Raw genomic sequence first — 15952 nt, forward strand, 5'->3', positions numbered from 1 at the left:
CAGGGGGGCCGGATGGCCGGCGACTTCGAAGTGATGATCACGGCCGACGAGGCCTGGCCGGCGTTCGAGCGTGCGGTTCTGTCCGCGCGCAGTCATGTCGTCGCCGGTTTCCGTATCTTCGACCTGGCGACCCGGCTGCGCAGCACCGAGGCGCGCGAGATCGGCCGGGACTGGTTCGACCTTCTCGCCCATGCCCTGCGGCGCGGCGTGCGGATCGATCTCACCGTGAGCGATTTTGACCCGGTCATGGCAACCGATCTGCACGAACTCAGCTGGCGCACCGTGCGGCAGGGCGTGGCCCTGGCCGAGGCGACGGGCGCGGGCAAGGACCTGCTGAACATCCGCGCGCACCAGCACAGCGCGCGCGCCGGCATGTTGCCGCGCCTGGCTTTCCTGCCTGCGGTCCTGCGCCGCCGCTGGGAACGCCTGCGCGAGACGACCCCGGTTGAACGCCGGTTCGAGGCGGTCGGGCTGGAACGCAGCGTGTTGCCGAACCTGCACACGGTCTCCCATCACCAGAAGGTGGCCGTGATCGACGACGAATGGCTTTACGTCGGCGGGCTGGACCTGAACGAACGGCGTTACGACACCCCCGGTCACGATCGCCCGGCGCGGCATACCTGGTCTGACGTGCAGGTCATGTTGCGCGGCCCCGAGGCGGCGGCCGCACGCAGGCACCTCGAGAGTTTCCAGGCAGTGACCGAAGGCCGCGCGGCCCCGCCACCCTGCCCCGGGTTGAAACGGACATTGTCGGCGCCTCGGCGTCTGCAACTGCCCTATCTTTCTCCCCGCACGCTGGTGTCGGAAATCGAGGAGGCGCACCTGGAGGCCTTTCGAAAGGCACGTCACCTGATCCATATAGAGACGCAGTTCATCCGCTCCAGCCGGATCGCCGAGGCGCTGGCAGAGGGCGCGACACGCAACCGCGACCTGAACGCCATCATCGTCATGCCGGGACTGCCCGAGGACGTGGCTTTCGATTCCTCCGAGAGCCTGGATGCCCGCTATGGGCTTGCCCTGCGCCAGCAGGCGGTTGCCACCCTGCGTGAGAGTTTCGGGCATCGGCTGACCATCGCGACGCCGGTGCGCCCGGTCCTGGCCGCCCGCGACACCTGCGAGACGCTGGCCGGGTCTCCGCTGATCCATGTGCACAACAAGGTTTTGATCCGCGATGCGGCCTCTGTCCTGATCGGTTCTGCCAATCTGAACGGGCGGTCGATGCGCTGGGATACCGAGCTGGCGGTCGAGATCACGCAGCCGGAGCGCGTGGAACGGGCGCGTGAGCGGTTACTGTCGCACTGGTGGCATGAGCCGCTTGCCCCCAAGGCCATGTCGCCGGAAACGCTCTATCCCCTGTGGCAGGGAGAGATCCGGCGCAACGGTCTGCGCCGCCCCGAGAACCGCAGCGGGTTCCTTGTGCCCTTCGACGCCGAGGAAGGCGCCGACCTCGCGCAGGACCTGCCCGGCGTGACCGAGGACATCGTCTGAGCAGGGAACGCCAACGCAGGTTTGCGCGTTGACGTCTCGAAAGCGCGCAAAGCGGATGGCTTTGCACGCCCGACAGTCGCGGCCGACAGGCAGGCGACTGACCGCCCGATAGTCACCACGCTGAAAAGAGGAGGATCACGACATGATGCGAGCCAAGGGCGTGCCGCATGGCACCTGGGTGCTGATCGCCGATGGAGAAAAGGCGCTGTACCTCGTCAACAAGGGGGACAAGGCGCATCTGCACCTGGTGGTGCGGGATCGCGCGGAGCAGGAGAATCCAAAGGCGCAGGAGTGGGCCGAAAACCGCCCGGGCCGGTTGAATGATGGTCCCGGCGAACATCGCTCCGCCGTGGATGACACCGATTGGCACCAACTGGAAAAAGAGCGTTTTGCCAAGACCATCAGCGCAGACCTCTACAAGGCCGCCCATGCCGGCAAGTTCGACCGGCTCATCATCGTCGCAAGCCGCCCGGTGCTCAGCGCCCTGCGCGAGGAAATGCACGAGGAAGTGGCCTCGAAACTGGTGCTGGACCTGCCCAAGGTGCTGACAAACCATCCGCTGGACGAGATCGAGACCGCGATCACCCGCGCCTTGGAAGAAGCGGCCTGAGACGGAACGGATCGGCATCCCGGACGTTTTACAATCAGAGGCCCGGAACGGATCCGGGCAGCGAAACGCAAAGGAGATATCCGATGGACAGGGATCGCCTGGAAGGAAAATGGACCGAGATCAAGGGCCGGCTGCGCGAAGCCTATGGCGTGCTTTCGGACGACGAACTTGAAGAGGCACGCGGCGACCGCGAACAGCTTGAAGGCAAGCTGCAGCAGCGACTGGGCCAGACCAAGGACGAGGCCCGCAAGACGCTGGACCAAATCCTCGAAAAAGTCTGACGTACAGACAGATCAACACGAAAGGGCCCGCCAGATTGGCGGGCCCTTTTCTTTGTACTAGAGCCGGTTTCAGGCGGGTGACAGGACTTGCGCCCGGTCTTCTGCATAGGCAGATGCGGCACGGCTCAACGCGCGAAAGATCGCCCGCTGGCGATGCGCATAGAACAGGTGTTCGGGATGCCACTGCACGCCCAACGCAAAGGGATCCCGACAGCGTTCGATGGCCTGAACCATGCCGTGCGTATCCCGCGCCGCGACGCGAAAGCCCCGGCCCAACCGGTCGACCGCCTGGGTATGCAGCGCGTTGACGTGCATCGGAGCCTCGCCCGACCAGGCCGCCAGTTGCGAGCCCGTTTCGACATGGACCTCGCGCCGGGGCAGGATGGTCTTGATCGGTTGGGCTTCGGGATAAAGAGACCAGGCGTCCTGGTGCAGCGTCCCCCCTGCCGCGACGTTGAGCATCTGAGCCCCGCGGCAGATACCCAGGACGGGGATGCCGCTGGCCAGGGCCTCGCGCGCGATGTCATGTTCCATCGCGTCGCGGTCATGATCCAGCCGTGCGGTCACTTCCAGGCGGGCACCATAGAGATCGGGCGAGATGTCGTCGCCGCCACCGATGATCACGCCTTCGACGCGGCCCAGATCGATGTCCGACCGGGTCGTCCAGCGCAAGGCACGCGCCCCGGCCAGCCAAAGGTTCAGCCGGACAAGCGGAAAGATACGCCACCCCGACCGTGTCGAGGTGGTCACTGCGATCAGCGGCCGGTTCACCTGAATAGCTCCTCGCCGTTGTTGCCGATCTGCCCTGCCACTTCTTCGACCCAGAGCCCGCCGTGCCCTGCCCCTTGCCGCCAGGCCTGGTACAATGCGTCAAATCGAGCCTCGTCCGCCGCCAGGGCTTCGACCAACCACCATCGGTCCCATTCGTCCGTGATGCACCAGTCCGGCTCGTCCAGGCGGCAATCTGGCAAGCGAAAGTGAAAGGCCGGACGGGCGCCGCTGGCTTCTTTTCCGAACATCGCCGCAAACCCCTCGGGGTCATGGGCGTGCAGGATCGGCAAGAGGTCCAGCCCGTAATTCCGCCCGTTCAGGTGGCTGTGAACCAGGTGCCGGAGCACCGTGAGATCAAGATCGTCCGCCGCCACTAGCGCATCCGTGAATTGCAGGGGCCAGGGATCGACAAAGGGCAGGATGCGGCGCGACATGTCCAGTGGGCGCCATTCGCGCAACCAGGGTTCAAGCAGGCCATAGGCGATCACGGTCCGCAACAAGTAGGGATCTTCGTAGCCGGTGATCTCGGGGTTGAAATGGATGCCGAACCCGGCAAACAGGCTGTCGGACGTGCCTTTGCCACCCGCCTTTTGCAGAGCCTTGGTCAGGTCCAGCACACGATCCATCTGCTCTGGCGTCAGGGGGGGCGTGACCACCTCGACCGGGACGACGGCGCGGGCGGCGTCCAGCACGCCTTCGGGCAGGAACTGGTTTCCCGGCTTGGCATACCGCGTGTCCAGCTCGACGCAGATGGTTCCGAGTCCGCTGTCCTCGATCGTGAACAGATGCGGCCCCTGCCGCTTGACCAGGCCGCCCAGGGTCTGGGCCACGATCTGCGAGGTGTTGCCTTCATCAATTCCTGAAAATTCTATCTCTATCCCGCACCGGCGCATTTTGCCGGCAAGTGTTTTCTCTTTGGGCAGGGCACGAAACCCGCCGACACAATTTGTGTTTTCCATGCGTGCGTAACGCTCTTTCTCCCCTGCAGGTTCCCGAAAAAACCCGTCTTTCTTTGCTGTTTCCGGCCCGGAGCACACGGAACCGCGTGGGACGCCGGGCGTTTGGTCCTTGTACAGTCTCGCGCTTTTGGGCCGGGCGGCATGGGAAAATCCCCGGGCCGGTCTCACGCGGGGCAAGGATGCAGGAGGTAGCGCGATGGCGAAGGAGAAGGAGAACAACCCGTCGATCAAGGACGAGGAAACCTACCAGGCCCTGCGCGACAAGGGCTATGCCAAGTCGAAAGCGGCGGCGATCGCCAATGCGCAGGCGAATGACAACATGGCCCCGTCCCGCAAAGGCGGAAAAGCGCCCCCTTATGAAGAATGGACGCGCGATGCGCTCTACGACAGGGCGCGCGAACTGGATGTCGATGGGCGGTCGCAGATGACCAAGTCGGAGCTGATCGACGCACTGCGCGGCTGAACGCGGCGCGAAACCGAAAGGAGACTATCATGGGTATCGAAATTGCGGGTCTGGGCGGATTGATCCTGTTGGGCCTAGCGGTCTGGGCAATCGTCAACATCATCAATTCCAGCGCAAGCACCGGCGGCAAGGTTCTCTGGACGCTGTTCGTGCTGTTGCTGCCGCTGCTGGGGTTCATCGTCTGGCTGATCGCGGGCCCGCGTTCTACGCGCCGCCTGGCCTGATCTGGAATAACCGGTCCAACCGATGCAAAGGCTCGCGCTACCCCAGTGCGGGCCTTTTCACGTATGACGTCAATCTGCGTAGGTCACGGCGCCTGGGCGTCGCTAGACGGTGGTGGCGCCTTTGTCTTTCGATGTCGGTGCCAGATTGGGACATGCTGCCTTCTCTGCGGCCTGTTCCCCGCCGAAACGCGCCCGCCCCTGCGTCCCGCCGGGCTGGATCAGGAACGTTTCCGGGCACCGCTCGTTGTCTGATTAACCAATCAAGCAGGAGGCATAGATGACTGACTCCCTGAAAGTCGTTCCCACCGAAGATTCCGTTTCCACCGGGGTCCGCAACACCGAAACCCTGGCAAGCGGCCTGTCGGACGTTCTGGCCGATACCTACCGGCTGCTGTTCAAGACCCATGCCATTCACTGGAATGTCGAAGGGCCGCTGTTCTTTTCCGTGCACAACCTGACCGAGGAACAGTACCAGGATCTCTTTGCCGCTGCCGATGACCTGGCCGAGCGGATACGCGCGCTTGGACATCTTGCCCCGGCCCGCCTGGACGACATCACCAAGAGATCGCGGGTCGACGACCTGTCTGCAAAGGCGACAACCGCCGACATGATCGAGGACCTGGCCCACGATCACGAGAAACTGGCACATCGTCTGCATGCGCTGATCGCGCTGGCTGGTACGCATCGCGACCCTGTGACCGAAGACCTTGCAACCGCCCGCAGCGCATTTCATGAAAAGGCAGCCTGGATGCTGCGTGCCCTGGCAAAAAGCTGAGGCACAGGACCAGGTATACAAAAAAGGCCCGCCGAAACCGGCGGGCCTTTTTCTTTTTCACATCAGTGATCAAGTCAGCGGATCAACGTCTCTGTCGAGGCAAAGAACAGCGCCTGACTGACAGCGGATCGCACCTGGTTTTCTGTATAGGGCTTGGAGATCAGGAAGGCCGGCTCCGGCCCCTCGCCCGTCAGCAACCGTTCCGGGAAGGCGGTGATGAAGATCACGGGACGGTCGCCGTCGCGAGCGATGATCTGGTTGACCGCGTCGATCCCGCTGGAATCGTCGGCCAGCTGGATGTCCGACAGGATCAGGTCCGGGGCCTCGCTGCTGGCGAGGTCCAGCGCCGCCGCCTCGGTGCGGGCAACGCCGGTGACACGGTGGCCCATGTCCATCACGATGCTTTCAAGATCCATCGCGATCACCGCCTCATCCTCGATGATCATGATCTTGCCGGAAATCGCGTCACGCATTTCAAGGAAGGCCGTATCGACATACTGGCCCGCCTCTTCGGTCGAGACCTGCATGATCTGGGCGACCTCCTCGATCGGGAATTCCTCGATCGTGTGCAGCAAGAGCGCCTCGCGCGTGTTTTCCGTCAGGCGCGACAGGTGTTTCTGCGCCCGTGCCGCCAGCCCCGTTTCGCCGCCGTCCTCGACCGGCATGCCCGAGGACATCCAGATCGCGTGAAACACGCGGAACAGGGCGACCTTGGCGGTCAGGCCGGCATCGTACAGCTCGGGGTCGTTCAGGATGGCCTCAAGCGTTGCTGCGGCATAGCGGTCGCCGCTGTCCTGGCGCCCGGTCAGCGCGCGGGCGTAGCGGCGCAGGTAGGGAAGGTTGCCGCCGATTGCGGTTGTCATGTCCGAGGATGACTGAGCCGTCATGCTTGTTGCTCCAAATATTAGTGCTACCTTTGGAACCGAACGCAGGCTGCAACGTTTTGGTTCCGTAATGAGGCGTTGCGAGATCCAAAGATGACAAAACACATGACGCGTAAACAACTCAATTCAAGAGTCGTCGACGAAATCGACAGGAACTTGAGACAGGCCTTCGATGACATGGCCCAGCAGCCCGTGCCCGATCGGTTCACCGACCTGCTGGCGCAATTGAAAGCCGCCGAGGATAAAAAGAACAGCGGGGGCCAGCAAGATGCGTGACCCCCGCGAGGAACTGACCGAGCACATCGGCTCGTTGCGCGCCTTTGCGCTGTCGCTGACCCGGAACTCTGCCACGGCGGACGACCTCGTCCAAGAGACGCTGGTCAAGGCATGGACGAACATCGACAGCTTTCAGCAGGGCACCAACATGCGGGCCTGGCTGTTCACGATCCTGCGCAACACGTTCTATTCGCTGCGGCGCAAGCGCAAGCGCGAGGTCGAGGATGCCGACGGCACGATGAGCGAAAGCCTTGCGACCAAACCCGATCACGACGGGCGTCTGAACCTACGAGATTTCAAGGTGGCCTTCGATCAGTTGCCCGACACGCAGCGCGAGGCGCTGGTGCTGATCGGTGCACAGGGCCTGGCCTACGAAGAAGCGGCAGAGGTCTGCGGCGTCGCCGTGGGCACGATCAAGAGCCGCGTGGGCCGCGCGCGCGCCCGGCTGGCCGAATTGATGGACCTGTCCGAGGAAGAAAGCCTCGAGATCACGGATTCCGTCACGCAAGGCGTCGTTGGGTCTCGCCCCGCCGCCTGATCCGTTTCGCCGCGTCACATCACTCGGCCCGCATTCCGCGGGCCGTTTTTTTTCATTTCAGGCCTCGGCCCGCGCCCCCACACGCGCGCGGTGCGGTCCAAAGGCGCAGGCCAGCGCAAGGATGACGCCCGAGACGGTCGCGATCATCCCCGCCGCGCTGACGGCATTGTCCCCGCCCAGCCAGAGCGGCCCGTAGCCCGCCAGAACGTATCCCAGCACGGCCGCGACAACCGCGAACAGCACCGACCACCAGACCTGCCGTTCCAGCCCGTTGGTCATCATCCGGGCCGCCGCCGGCGGGCAGATGAACATGGCGATCACGATGATTGACCCCACGGCATCAAAGGCCGCGACCGCTGCCACCGCCGCCGTGATGACCAGGCCCATGCCGATCATGCCCACCGGCAGGCCCAACGCCTGGGCAAAGCCCTCGTCGAAGGTGGAAATCTTCAGCCAGCGCCAGAAGACCAGCGTCAGCAGGATAACCCCCGCACAGACCACGGCGATGCGCGGCAGTTCCTCGGGCACGCCGGCCAGCGCCCAGGGATCAAAGAGCGAGGACCAGTCCGTCGCGCGCAGCCAGACCAGCGATTCAAGATTGCCCATCAGAGCATGTTCCACATCCAGGTGGACGCTGGAGGTATCGCTCTGCTCCAAGAGCAAGACGCCCCCCGCAAAAAGCGTGGTAAAGGTCACACCCATCGCCGCGCCCGGTTCGATCCGACCGAGCCGCTTGATCGCCTCGATCAGCACAACAGCCACCACGGCGGCCCCGGCGGCACCCAGCAGCATCGGGATCGCGGCCACGACGCCGGTCAGAAGAAAAGCCACCACGATCCCCGGCAGGACGACATGGCTGATGGCATCGCCGATCAGCGCCTGCCGCCGCAGGATCAGGAAGTTTCCCGGCAAGGCACAGGCGACAGAGGCCAGCACGCCGATCAGCATGGGTGTCAGGGAGAACATGACGAATTCGCTGCCCATCACAGCCCCTCTCCTATGGCACGCGGGCCGCCGATGCGGCTGTCGAACTCGGCGATCTCGTCGGGGGCAAAGACATCTTCGATCGGGGTCAGCCCGTCATAGCGCCCGGTCAGCCCGGTGTCCTGATGGATTTCGCGGGCCACGTCCCAGCGGCGTTCGTCGCGGGCGATCTTGGCCGCCTGGGCGCGCCCGGTTTCCGTGGCAACGCCATCGGCACGGATCAGCCCCTCGCCCCGCAAGACACGCAGGGTCAGCTCGTCGTGGATCGGCTCCTGCCGCGCCAATGCCAAGAGGCCCTGCCGACGGTGCACCTTGCGCTGGAACCGGCGGTGCCGGAACACCGCCGCCGCCACGCCGCGCGCGGGAGCGAGGAAGAGCGACAGCAGGAACAGGCCCGCCGCGACGAGTACGATGATCGGCCCCGTCGGCAGATCGGGGGCCGAGGCGGACAGCGCCGCGCCCAGGTACCCCGACACAGCGCCAATGCCCCCCGCGTACCAAATCAGGGATTGGCTACGCTCGGTCCAGAACCGCGCAGTGACCGGCGGGATGATCAGCATCGCCACGATCAGGATCAGCCCGACGATCTTGAGCCCGATCACCGTGACCGCCATGACCAGCGCCATCATCAGCCGGTCGATCCCCGGCACGTTGACGCCGCTCGCCGCCGCGTATTCCGCGTCAAAGGCCACCAGCGTCATCGGTCGCCGCATCACCCAAGTCGCCAGAACCGCCAGCGAGCCACCCACGGCGATCACGATGGCGTCCTGGAACAGCATCCCGGCGGTCGAGCCGAGCAGAAAGCTCTCCAACCCTGCCTGGCGGCCGGAGCTCATTGTCTGGATCACGGTCAGGATGACGATCCCCAGCCCGAAAAAGACGGAGAGCACCGCGCCGATGGCCGCATCCTCGCTGAGCCGGGTGCGCCGGGTCATCCATTCCACCGCCAAGAGGCCGATCCCGGCGGTCACGGCAGACCCCGCCAGAAGACCCAGCAGGTTGCGCCCGTCGCCGCCCAGCCAGACCATCGCGATGAAGGCCAGCCCGACGCCGGGCAACGTGGCATGGGCCACTGCGTCGGACACCAGCGCGCGCTTGCGCAGGAAAAGAAAGGTTCCGGCGGCGCCGGCAGCAAAGCCCAGCAAAGCGGCGCCCACGGCCACCAGCGCCGCATTGTAGCCCGCTTGCAGCAGCAACGCCTCGATCAACGGGGTCACGCGCCCTCCACCAGGTTCAACTGGTCGATATGCGTGGCAGCAAGCCGCCCGCCGTAGGTGGCATTCAGGGTCTCGCCATTGAAGGTTGTCCTGACCGGGCCTTCGGCGATGCGGCGCACGTTGATCATGAAGACATTGTCGAAATAGTCGCGCACCGTGGCTAGGTCATGGTGGACGCAGACCACCGCCTTGCCTTCGGCCTTGAGCGCTTTCAGAACGTCGATGATCGCCCGTTCGGTCGCCGCATCCACCCCGGCGAAAGGTTCGTCCAGCAGGTAGAGGTCCGCGTCCTGCGCCAGCGCCCGGGCCAGGAAGACCCGTTGCTGCTGGCCGCCCGACAGCTGGCCGATCTGGCGGTCGGCAAAGCTGGCCATGCCGACCCGGTCGAGACAGGACAGGGCCCGCGCCTTGAGAGCGCCGGTCAGCCGCCCCAGCAGGCCGACCTGACGGTACAGGCCCATCATCACCACGTCGATCACCGTGGTCGGGAAATCCCAGTCGACGCTGGCGCGCTGGGGGACATAGGCGATGCGCCCGCGGACCGTCTCGATCGGCTGACCGAAGACGCTGACCTCGCCCGACAGCCGCGGGATTACGCCCAGCGCGGCCTTCAGCAAGGTCGACTTGCCCGCCCCGTTCGGCCCGATGATCGCGGTCATCTCGCCCGCAGGGAAGGCCGCATCGACGGAAAACACCGCAGGTTTCTCACCGTAGGACACGGTCAGGCCCCGCAGGCTCAGGGCGGCGTCAGGGCGCGCCGGCGCCGCCGCCTGCCCGCCGGATGCGGCCAAGGTCACGGAAGGTTCGGTCATCCGTTCAACAGTCCTTTCATGCCATCGCGCGGGACGTCGCCGCCAAGGGCCCCGGCAATGGTTGTCGCGTTGTGATCAATCATGCCGACATAGGTGCCGACGTAGGTACCCGGCTCTCCCATCGCGTCCGAGAAGAGCTCGCCGCCGATGACAACCTCGTGCCCCTTGGCGGCGGCACCTTCGATCAGGGCGCGGATGTTGCGATCAGAAACAGAGCTTTCGACAAAGACCGCGCCGATGCGGCGATCCACCAGGATATCCACCAGATCCGCGATCCGGCGCAGCCCGGCTTCGGACTCTGTCGAGATACCCTGGATGCCCATGACCTCGAACCCGTAGGCCTGGCCGAAATAGTTGAAGGCGTCATGCGCCGTGACCAGCACGCGGCTTTCCTCGGGCACGCTGGCGAGGATGCCGGCGGCATAGGTGGCCAGCTCGTCCAGTTCTGCCAGGTGCGCGGCGGCATTGGCGGCAAAGACCTCGGCACTGTCGGGTCGCACCGCGCTCAACGCGTCGCGTACGTTTTCCACCACATGTGTCCAGAGATCAGGCACCATCCAGACGTGCGGGTCGAACTTGTCGTCGTAGTCGTCATGGGCCAGCAGCAGGTCGCGCGGCAGCCCCTCGGCCACAGCGGTCGTTGTGCCGCGTTCGCCCAGATCCTGAAGGAATTCCTCCATCTGCGCCTCGAGGTAGAGACCATGCCAGAGCACGACATCCGCGCGGGCCATCGCCACGATGTCGCTGCGGGTCTGGCGATAGCTGTGCGGATCGACACCCGGCCCCATCAGGCCACGGACCTCGACAAGATCGCCCCCCACCTGCCGCGCGGCATCGGCGATCATGCCCGTGGTCGCGACCACGGTTGTCACCCCCTGCGCGGCCAGGCCTTTGGCCGACAGGGCCAGCGGCAAGGTCGCCAGTCCGGCAAGAAGCTTTCGCTTGGTCAAAGTCACTGTGCACCTCCTCAAGACGACACCCCGGCGATACACCCGCCGAGGCGTTTTCACCTGCGAGATATAGTGCGACTAATTCGCAAGAGTCAATGAAAATGAGAATTAGTCGCAACTAGGGCCGCCAAAATCATTCCACGTCGCCAAGTCCGCCCATTTTTTCACCACGCCCGTCACCATCGGGCACGTCACCTCCGGGCTTGAGCCGTGTGCCGCAGCGTGTCAGCCTGACCTTCTGTTGCGAACCGGCAGGAGGGTCCTATGGCGACCGAGCTTTCGCGCATCCGGCACTACCCCGAGCTGGACGGCAAGACGCTGCTGGTCTGCGTCGGCGCCATGAAATGCGCGACGAGCTGGTTGCACGCCTACATGGGCGGACTGGAGGGCGTGTCGCCCTCTCCGCTCAAGGAACTGCATTTCTTCAGCCGAGATTTCCCGGAACATGCCCTGAGTGACATGGACCTTCTGGCAGTCCGTCGTTTGACGTTGTTCCTGTCGCAAGAGGGGCACCCGGCAGAGCACCTGGCCGCTTCGCCGATGCTCCAGGCCGCACTGGACCGGGTGCAGATGATCTATGACGACAACGCCTATTTCGGCCATATGGCCCGGATCAGCACCCTGCAGACACGGGTGATATGCGATGTCACCCCGGCCTATTCAGTGCTGGGGACGGTGGGTTTTTCCCATATGCAGGCCTTTTGCGCCACGCAGGACATCCGGCTGAAACTGCTGTTCGTCATGCGTGACCCCGTCGAACGGCTGTGGTCTCAACTGCGGCACATGCAGCAACAGGGCCTGACAGAGGACGCCACGCAGGCTTGGGCCGACGCCCTGGACGCGCCCGCGATCATGGCGCGCGGCGACTACCGGGCGACCGTCACGGCACTGGACGACTGTTTCGCGCCCGAGGATCTTCTGTACCTCTTCTACGAGGATCTCGCCGGGGGCGACGCCCTGCCCCGGCTATGTCGCTTTCTGGACACCCCCTGGCGGTCGCCCGGCCCCGGGCTACGCCGGAATGAAACCACCGTGGGAACCGCCCTGCCCCATGACGCGCAAAAGGCCCTGGCCGCGGCCCTGGCGCCCCAATACGCCTTCTGCCGCGCACGGTTCGGCGGAGACCTGCCGAAGCAATGGCAAGGTTAACCTGACTGTCCGCAACGCGACGGATGCGGGATACTGGCAGCCACACCGCTGACACCGGTGCAGGCCTGAGACTTCCTTGACCAGTAATCCCCGCCCCAAGGTTCGGGGCGTCCATCCAGGAGACCAGCCAAATGCCCGAAGACGGTATCATCATCGACGACATCGGCTTTCGCTTCTTCAGCCAGGACAACGGTCCCTTCATCGCCAATGACCGCGCGGTGCAGCAGACCTTTGACCAACTGGCGGACCGTATCGTCCAGGAAGCCGCGTTCGACCACCTGGGCGCAGCTCGCGAGGCAGTTCAAAGCGCCGCGCGCCGCAAATTCACCGAGGACCCGCGGGATCAACCGGATCTGCAGGACACCGAGGACTATGTCCCCGGAGACGAATTCTTTTTCTAAAAAACCATAACATGCGCCGGGGCAAACCACTTGCATTCGGCGCATGATCTGGGGGACATGGCGGCAAGCCTGTCAATCTGTTGTGGAAAACTCGGGTTGCAGCTACATTGTTCAGCCTGCCACCTGAGGGAATCGCCATGACCCGCTTTGCCGCCCCCATCGCCGAACAGATCTGGGACATGAAATACCGCCTGAAACAGGCGGACGGCACGCCGCTTGACCTCAGCGTCGAGGACAGCTGGCGCCGCATCGCCAGGGCGCTGGCCACGGTCGAAAAGGACCCCGCTCACTGGGAAGAGCGGTTCTATGAGGCGCTGGAAGACTTCAAGTACCTGCCTGCGGGCCGGATCACCGCAGGCGCCGGCACCGACCGCAGCGTGACCCTGTTCAACTGTTTCGTCATGGGCACGATCCCCGACAACATGGGCGGCATTTTCGACCAGCTGCGCGAGGCGGCGCTGACCATGCAGCAGGGCGGCGGGATCGGTTACGATTTCTCGACCATCCGGCCCAAGGGCGCACCCGTGGCAGGCGTGGCGGCGGATGCCTCGGGACCGCTGTCGTTCATGGACGTCTGGGACGCCATGTGTCGAACGATCATGTCCGCAGGTTCGCGCCGCGGTGCGATGATGGCGACCATGCGCTGCGATCACCCGGACATCGAGGATTTCATCGGAGCCAAGGCCGACAGCGCGCGCCTGCGCATGTTCAACCTCTCGGTCCTGGTCACGGATGCCTTCATGGAGGCGGTCAAGGCGGACGGCCCCTGGGAGCTGGTCTTTGACGGGGTGGTCTATCACACGCTCCCCGCGCGCGACCTGTGGAACCGGATCATGCGCGCCACCTATGACTATGCCGAGCCGGGCGTGATCTTCATCGACCGGATCAACCAGGCCAACAACCTCAGCTACTGCGAGACAATCGCCGCCACCAACCCCTGCGGAGAGCAGCCCCTGCCGCCCTATGGCGCCTGCCTGCTGGGGTCGGTCAACCTTGCCCGGCTGGTCAATGATCCCTTTACCGGCGACGCGCACCTCGACGAGCAGGCACTGGACAAGCTGGTCGCCACCGCTGTCCGGATGATGGACAACGTGGTCGATGCCTCGCGCTTTCCGCTGGAGGAGCAGGCCCGCGAGGCCCTGAACAAGCGCCGCATCGGGCTGGGCGTGACCGGGCTGGCGGATGCCCTGCTGATGGTACGGCTGCGCTACGGTTCCGAGGAAGCGGCGCGGCAAACCGAACGCTGGTTGCACCGGATCGCCCGCGCCGCCTACCTGGCCTCCGTGCAATTGGCGAAGGAAAAAGGCGCCTTCCCGCTCTTTGATGCCGAAGCCTACCTGGACAGCGGCACGATGCGGGGCATGGACGAGGACGTACGCGCCGCCATCCGCGAACACGGCATCCGCAATGCCCTCGTCACCTCGATTGCCCCCACCGGGACGATCTCGCTCTATGCCGGGAACGTCTCGTCGGGGATCGAGCCGGTCTTTGCCTATGCCTACACCCGCAAGGTCCTGCAAAAGGACGGGACCCGGACCGAGGAGGAGGTGGTCGACTACGCGGTGCAGATGTACCGTGAGACCTTCGGCACTGATGCCGCCCTGCCCGAGTATTTCGTGAATGCGCAGACGCTGGCGCCACTGGACCATGTCCGCATGCAGGCCTCGGCTCAGAAATGGGTCGACTCGTCGATCTCCAAGACCATAAACTGCCCCGAGGACATTTCCTTCGAGGACTTCAAGGACGTCTACTTGCAAGCCTACGAGACAGGCTGCAAGGGCTGCACAACCTATCGTCCGAACGACGTCACCGGATCGGTGCTGAGCGTTTCCGAGGTCGAAGACGTGGCCCCCGGCGAGGCGCCGGACCAGGTCCGGGGCGAAGGCGCCCAAGGCGCTGAGGTCGTCTACATGTCCGAACCCCTGGACCGCCCCCAGACCCTCGAGGGCGCGACCTACAAGCTCAAGTGGCCCGACAGCGAACATGCCATCTACCTGACGATCAACGACATTATCGTCGGCGGCCGCCGCCGCCCCTTTGAGGTCTTCATCAACTCCAAGAACATGGAGCATTTCGCCTGGACCGTGGCCCTGACGCGGATGATCTCAGCCGTGTTCCGGCGCGGTGGCGACGTGAGCTTTGTCGTCGAGGAACTGAAGGCCGTCTTCGACCCGCGCGGCGGCGCCTGGGTTCAGGGCAAGTACATCCCCTCGATCCTCGCGGCCATCGGCGGCGTCATCGAGCGCCACATGATCGCAACCGGCTTCCTGGAAGGCGAAGGCATGGGCCTGAAGAGCGACCCGACCGCCCAGGTGGTCAACCTCGACCAGCCTCGCGGTCCGGCCTGCCCCAACTGCGGGCAATACGACATGCGCATGGTCGAAGGTTGCATGACCTGTGCCTCCTGCGGGCATTCGAAGTGTGGGTGAACAGAGGTTCGTGCATGAGCCTGTTGAAATTGAAAGGACTAATTGTCCTTTTGGGGTGGTTTTTTGGCCATTCTGATAAGCATAACGTGACCACCGGGCGGAAATGCCCGGTTTTCGCGTATTACGAGCCTGCGCCTTGAGTGCAGGGTTCGACTCTATCCCGAGGAAGATGGTTCCGGGAGTCACGCGGCCAAAAGGGTTTTCAGAAATTTATTTCGCAAGGATGATCCTTTGTGCTCGCGTTACATCTGGCGGAAAGCACGGATCGAAAGCGCTATTCCAAAGGCGCGACCTTTACCACGCTGTCCTGGGAGCAAGGAGTTTCTCGTATACAAGCTACGCTGGTAGCCCAAGAACCTGCCATGACTTCAGGGGCGCGAAGAACTGAGCGCTGCAATCTCAAGTGTCAGACGGTGCGCTCCGCCCGCGACGTGCCGTCAGATTTTTCTCCGCGAAGACAGATAGGAGGGCAGAGGGTAAGCGCCATCGATCGAAGGCTTTTCATACCGGGATCCAATTTTTCGTCGTGCGAGCGCGGCTCAGTATTTTGGCCCCGGGCAAGTCCGACATCACCGCGAACGAAAAAAGGGCGGCTTTCGCCGCCCATTTCTACAGAAACTATTGTTCAACTATTCTTATCGCCAGAGCCTAGGCTCAGGACTCGTTCTCCCTCAAAGCCAGAAGATGACGGTCGCGGCGAGAGCTATCGCCGAGAAGAAGGTCTGCGGGCATCGGTCGTAG

18 protein-coding genes are annotated in these 15952 nt (G+C 64.1%); 11 read left to right on the forward strand and 7 right to left on the reverse strand.

Annotated elements, in window-relative coordinates; translation table 11 throughout:
• The first annotated feature begins 12 nt into the window (after positions 1 to 12).
• The 3 genes from BLQ71_RS21420 (at position 13) to BLQ71_RS21430 (ending at position 2379) form a co-directional block, all read left to right on the forward strand.
• Entirely contained in the window at positions 13 to 1488 is a 1476-nt protein-coding gene (locus tag BLQ71_RS21420) for a phospholipase D family protein (RefSeq protein ID WP_074623177.1), read from the forward strand.
• A 142-nt stretch (positions 1489 to 1630) separates the two neighbouring features.
• Positions 1631 to 2098, forward strand: a complete 468-nt coding sequence (locus BLQ71_RS21425; protein ID WP_083342330.1) for a baeRF12 domain-containing protein — start codon at positions 1631 to 1633, stop codon at positions 2096 to 2098.
• A gap of 83 nt (positions 2099 to 2181) precedes the next feature.
• The gene (locus tag BLQ71_RS21430) at positions 2182 to 2379 is read left to right on the forward strand and encodes a CsbD family protein (protein WP_043144659.1); all 198 of its coding nucleotides are present in this window, start codon (positions 2182 to 2184) and stop codon (positions 2377 to 2379) included.
• A gap of 69 nt (positions 2380 to 2448) precedes the next feature.
• Here the strand turns inward: BLQ71_RS21430 and BLQ71_RS21435 are convergent, their stop codons facing one another.
• Both BLQ71_RS21435 and BLQ71_RS21440 read right to left on the reverse strand, forming a co-directional pair.
• On the reverse strand, positions 2449 to 3150 hold the full coding sequence (locus BLQ71_RS21435; RefSeq protein WP_074623178.1) for a gamma-glutamyl-gamma-aminobutyrate hydrolase family protein: 702 nt from the start codon (positions 3148 to 3150) through the stop codon (positions 2449 to 2451).
• Complete coding sequence (locus BLQ71_RS21440) at positions 3147 to 4109, reverse strand: amidoligase family protein (protein WP_074623179.1); 963 nt, start codon at positions 4107 to 4109, stop codon at positions 3147 to 3149. Before BLQ71_RS21440 ends, BLQ71_RS21435 begins: the two co-directional genes overlap by 4 nt.
• A 196-nt stretch (positions 4110 to 4305) precedes the next feature.
• On the opposite strand from BLQ71_RS21440, the gene BLQ71_RS21445 reads away from it, so the two are divergent.
• The 3 genes from BLQ71_RS21445 (at position 4306) to BLQ71_RS21455 (ending at position 5571) form a co-directional block, all read left to right on the forward strand.
• A complete protein-coding gene (locus tag BLQ71_RS21445; protein WP_074623180.1) occupies positions 4306 to 4572 on the forward strand; it encodes a DUF7218 family protein in 267 nt (88 codons plus the stop codon).
• A 35-nt stretch (positions 4573 to 4607) separates the two neighbouring features.
• Complete coding sequence (locus BLQ71_RS21450; RefSeq protein ID WP_074623194.1) at positions 4608 to 4796, forward strand: PLDc N-terminal domain-containing protein; 189 nt, start codon at positions 4608 to 4610, stop codon at positions 4794 to 4796.
• A gap of 277 nt (positions 4797 to 5073) precedes the next feature.
• A complete protein-coding gene (locus BLQ71_RS21455) occupies positions 5074 to 5571 on the forward strand; it encodes a Dps family protein (protein ID WP_074623181.1) in 498 nt (165 codons plus the stop codon).
• A gap of 74 nt (positions 5572 to 5645) precedes the next feature.
• Here BLQ71_RS21455 and BLQ71_RS21460 read toward each other — a convergent pair whose 3' ends face one another.
• Complete coding sequence (locus tag BLQ71_RS21460) at positions 5646 to 6458, reverse strand: response regulator (RefSeq protein ID WP_043144663.1); 813 nt, start codon at positions 6456 to 6458, stop codon at positions 5646 to 5648.
• A gap of 102 nt (positions 6459 to 6560) precedes the next feature.
• Between BLQ71_RS21460 and BLQ71_RS26510 the strand changes: the two genes are divergently transcribed.
• Positions 6561 to 6731, forward strand: a complete 171-nt coding sequence (locus tag BLQ71_RS26510; RefSeq protein ID WP_157903875.1) for a NepR family anti-sigma factor — start codon at positions 6561 to 6563, stop codon at positions 6729 to 6731.
• Positions 6724 to 7269 (forward strand): RNA polymerase sigma factor, encoded by a 546-nt coding sequence (locus BLQ71_RS21470; RefSeq protein WP_043144666.1) that lies wholly within the window; start codon positions 6724 to 6726, stop codon positions 7267 to 7269. The genes BLQ71_RS26510 and BLQ71_RS21470 overlap by 8 nt, the downstream gene beginning before the upstream one ends.
• 57 nt (positions 7270 to 7326) lie before the next feature.
• Here the strand turns inward: BLQ71_RS21470 and BLQ71_RS21475 are convergent, their stop codons facing one another.
• Genes BLQ71_RS21475 through BLQ71_RS21490 form a run of 4 tightly spaced genes read right to left on the reverse strand, consistent with a single transcriptional unit; the run spans position 7327 to position 11232 of the window.
• Positions 7327 to 8256, reverse strand: a complete 930-nt coding sequence (locus BLQ71_RS21475; RefSeq protein ID WP_172429146.1) for a metal ABC transporter permease — start codon at positions 8254 to 8256, stop codon at positions 7327 to 7329.
• The gene (locus tag BLQ71_RS21480; protein ID WP_074623182.1) at positions 8253 to 9470 is read right to left on the reverse strand and encodes a metal ABC transporter permease; all 1218 of its coding nucleotides are present in this window, start codon (positions 9468 to 9470) and stop codon (positions 8253 to 8255) included. The genes BLQ71_RS21475 and BLQ71_RS21480 overlap by 4 nt, the downstream gene beginning before the upstream one ends.
• A complete protein-coding gene (locus tag BLQ71_RS21485) occupies positions 9467 to 10282 on the reverse strand; it encodes a metal ABC transporter ATP-binding protein (RefSeq protein WP_043144669.1) in 816 nt (271 codons plus the stop codon). The genes BLQ71_RS21480 and BLQ71_RS21485 overlap by 4 nt, the downstream gene beginning before the upstream one ends.
• On the reverse strand, positions 10279 to 11232 hold the full coding sequence (locus BLQ71_RS21490) for a metal ABC transporter solute-binding protein, Zn/Mn family (protein ID WP_043144765.1): 954 nt from the start codon (positions 11230 to 11232) through the stop codon (positions 10279 to 10281). Before BLQ71_RS21490 ends, BLQ71_RS21485 begins: the two co-directional genes overlap by 4 nt.
• A gap of 264 nt (positions 11233 to 11496) precedes the next feature.
• On the opposite strand from BLQ71_RS21490, the gene BLQ71_RS21495 reads away from it, so the two are divergent.
• The 3 genes from BLQ71_RS21495 to BLQ71_RS21505 all read left to right on the forward strand — a co-directional run bounded on the left by BLQ71_RS21495 (position 11497) and on the right by BLQ71_RS21505 (position 15211).
• A complete protein-coding gene (locus BLQ71_RS21495) occupies positions 11497 to 12381 on the forward strand; it encodes a sulfotransferase (protein WP_074623183.1) in 885 nt (294 codons plus the stop codon).
• 131 nt (positions 12382 to 12512) lie between these two features.
• Positions 12513 to 12782 carry a hypothetical protein gene (locus BLQ71_RS21500; protein ID WP_074623184.1) on the forward strand — a complete coding sequence of 90 codons (270 nt, stop codon included), beginning with the start codon at positions 12513 to 12515 and terminating at the stop codon, positions 12780 to 12782.
• Between the two features lie 137 nt (positions 12783 to 12919).
• Positions 12920 to 15211, forward strand: a complete 2292-nt coding sequence (locus BLQ71_RS21505) for an adenosylcobalamin-dependent ribonucleoside-diphosphate reductase (RefSeq protein ID WP_043144673.1) — start codon at positions 12920 to 12922, stop codon at positions 15209 to 15211.
• Positions 15212 to 15952: the final 741 nt, after the last annotated feature.

The sequence above is a fragment of the Antarctobacter albus genome (genome assembly GCF_900101505.1).
GTDB lineage: Bacteria > Pseudomonadota > Alphaproteobacteria > Rhodobacterales > Rhodobacteraceae > Antarctobacter > Antarctobacter albus.

Excerpts from the sequence above, each read along its gene's own strand:
- BLQ71_RS21470 (WP_043144666.1), top strand. The coding sequence starts at position 6,724 with ATGCGTGACCCCCGCGAGGAACTGACCGAGCACATCGGCTCGTTGCGC.
- BLQ71_RS21445 (WP_074623180.1), top strand. The coding sequence starts at position 4,306 with ATGGCGAAGGAGAAGGAGAACAACCCGTCGATCAAGGACGAGGAAACC.
- BLQ71_RS21425 (WP_083342330.1), top strand. The coding sequence starts at position 1,631 with ATGATGCGAGCCAAGGGCGTGCCGCATGGCACCTGGGTGCTGATCGCC.
- BLQ71_RS21420 (WP_074623177.1), top strand. The coding sequence starts at position 13 with ATGGCCGGCGACTTCGAAGTGATGATCACGGCCGACGAGGCCTGGCCG.
- BLQ71_RS21460 (WP_043144663.1), bottom strand. The coding sequence starts at position 6,458 with ATGACGGCTCAGTCATCCTCGGACATGACAACCGCAATCGGCGGCAAC.
- BLQ71_RS21430 (WP_043144659.1), top strand. The coding sequence starts at position 2,182 with ATGGACAGGGATCGCCTGGAAGGAAAATGGACCGAGATCAAGGGCCGG.
- BLQ71_RS21500 (WP_074623184.1), top strand. The coding sequence starts at position 12,513 with ATGCCCGAAGACGGTATCATCATCGACGACATCGGCTTTCGCTTCTTC.
- BLQ71_RS21455 (WP_074623181.1), top strand. The coding sequence starts at position 5,074 with ATGACTGACTCCCTGAAAGTCGTTCCCACCGAAGATTCCGTTTCCACC.
- BLQ71_RS21485 (WP_043144669.1), bottom strand. The coding sequence starts at position 10,282 with ATGACCGAACCTTCCGTGACCTTGGCCGCATCCGGCGGGCAGGCGGCG.
- BLQ71_RS21495 (WP_074623183.1), top strand. The coding sequence starts at position 11,497 with ATGGCGACCGAGCTTTCGCGCATCCGGCACTACCCCGAGCTGGACGGC.
- BLQ71_RS26510 (WP_157903875.1), top strand. The coding sequence starts at position 6,561 with ATGACGCGTAAACAACTCAATTCAAGAGTCGTCGACGAAATCGACAGG.
- BLQ71_RS21505 (WP_043144673.1), top strand. The coding sequence starts at position 12,920 with ATGACCCGCTTTGCCGCCCCCATCGCCGAACAGATCTGGGACATGAAA.
- BLQ71_RS21440 (WP_074623179.1), bottom strand. The coding sequence starts at position 4,109 with ATGGAAAACACAAATTGTGTCGGCGGGTTTCGTGCCCTGCCCAAAGAG.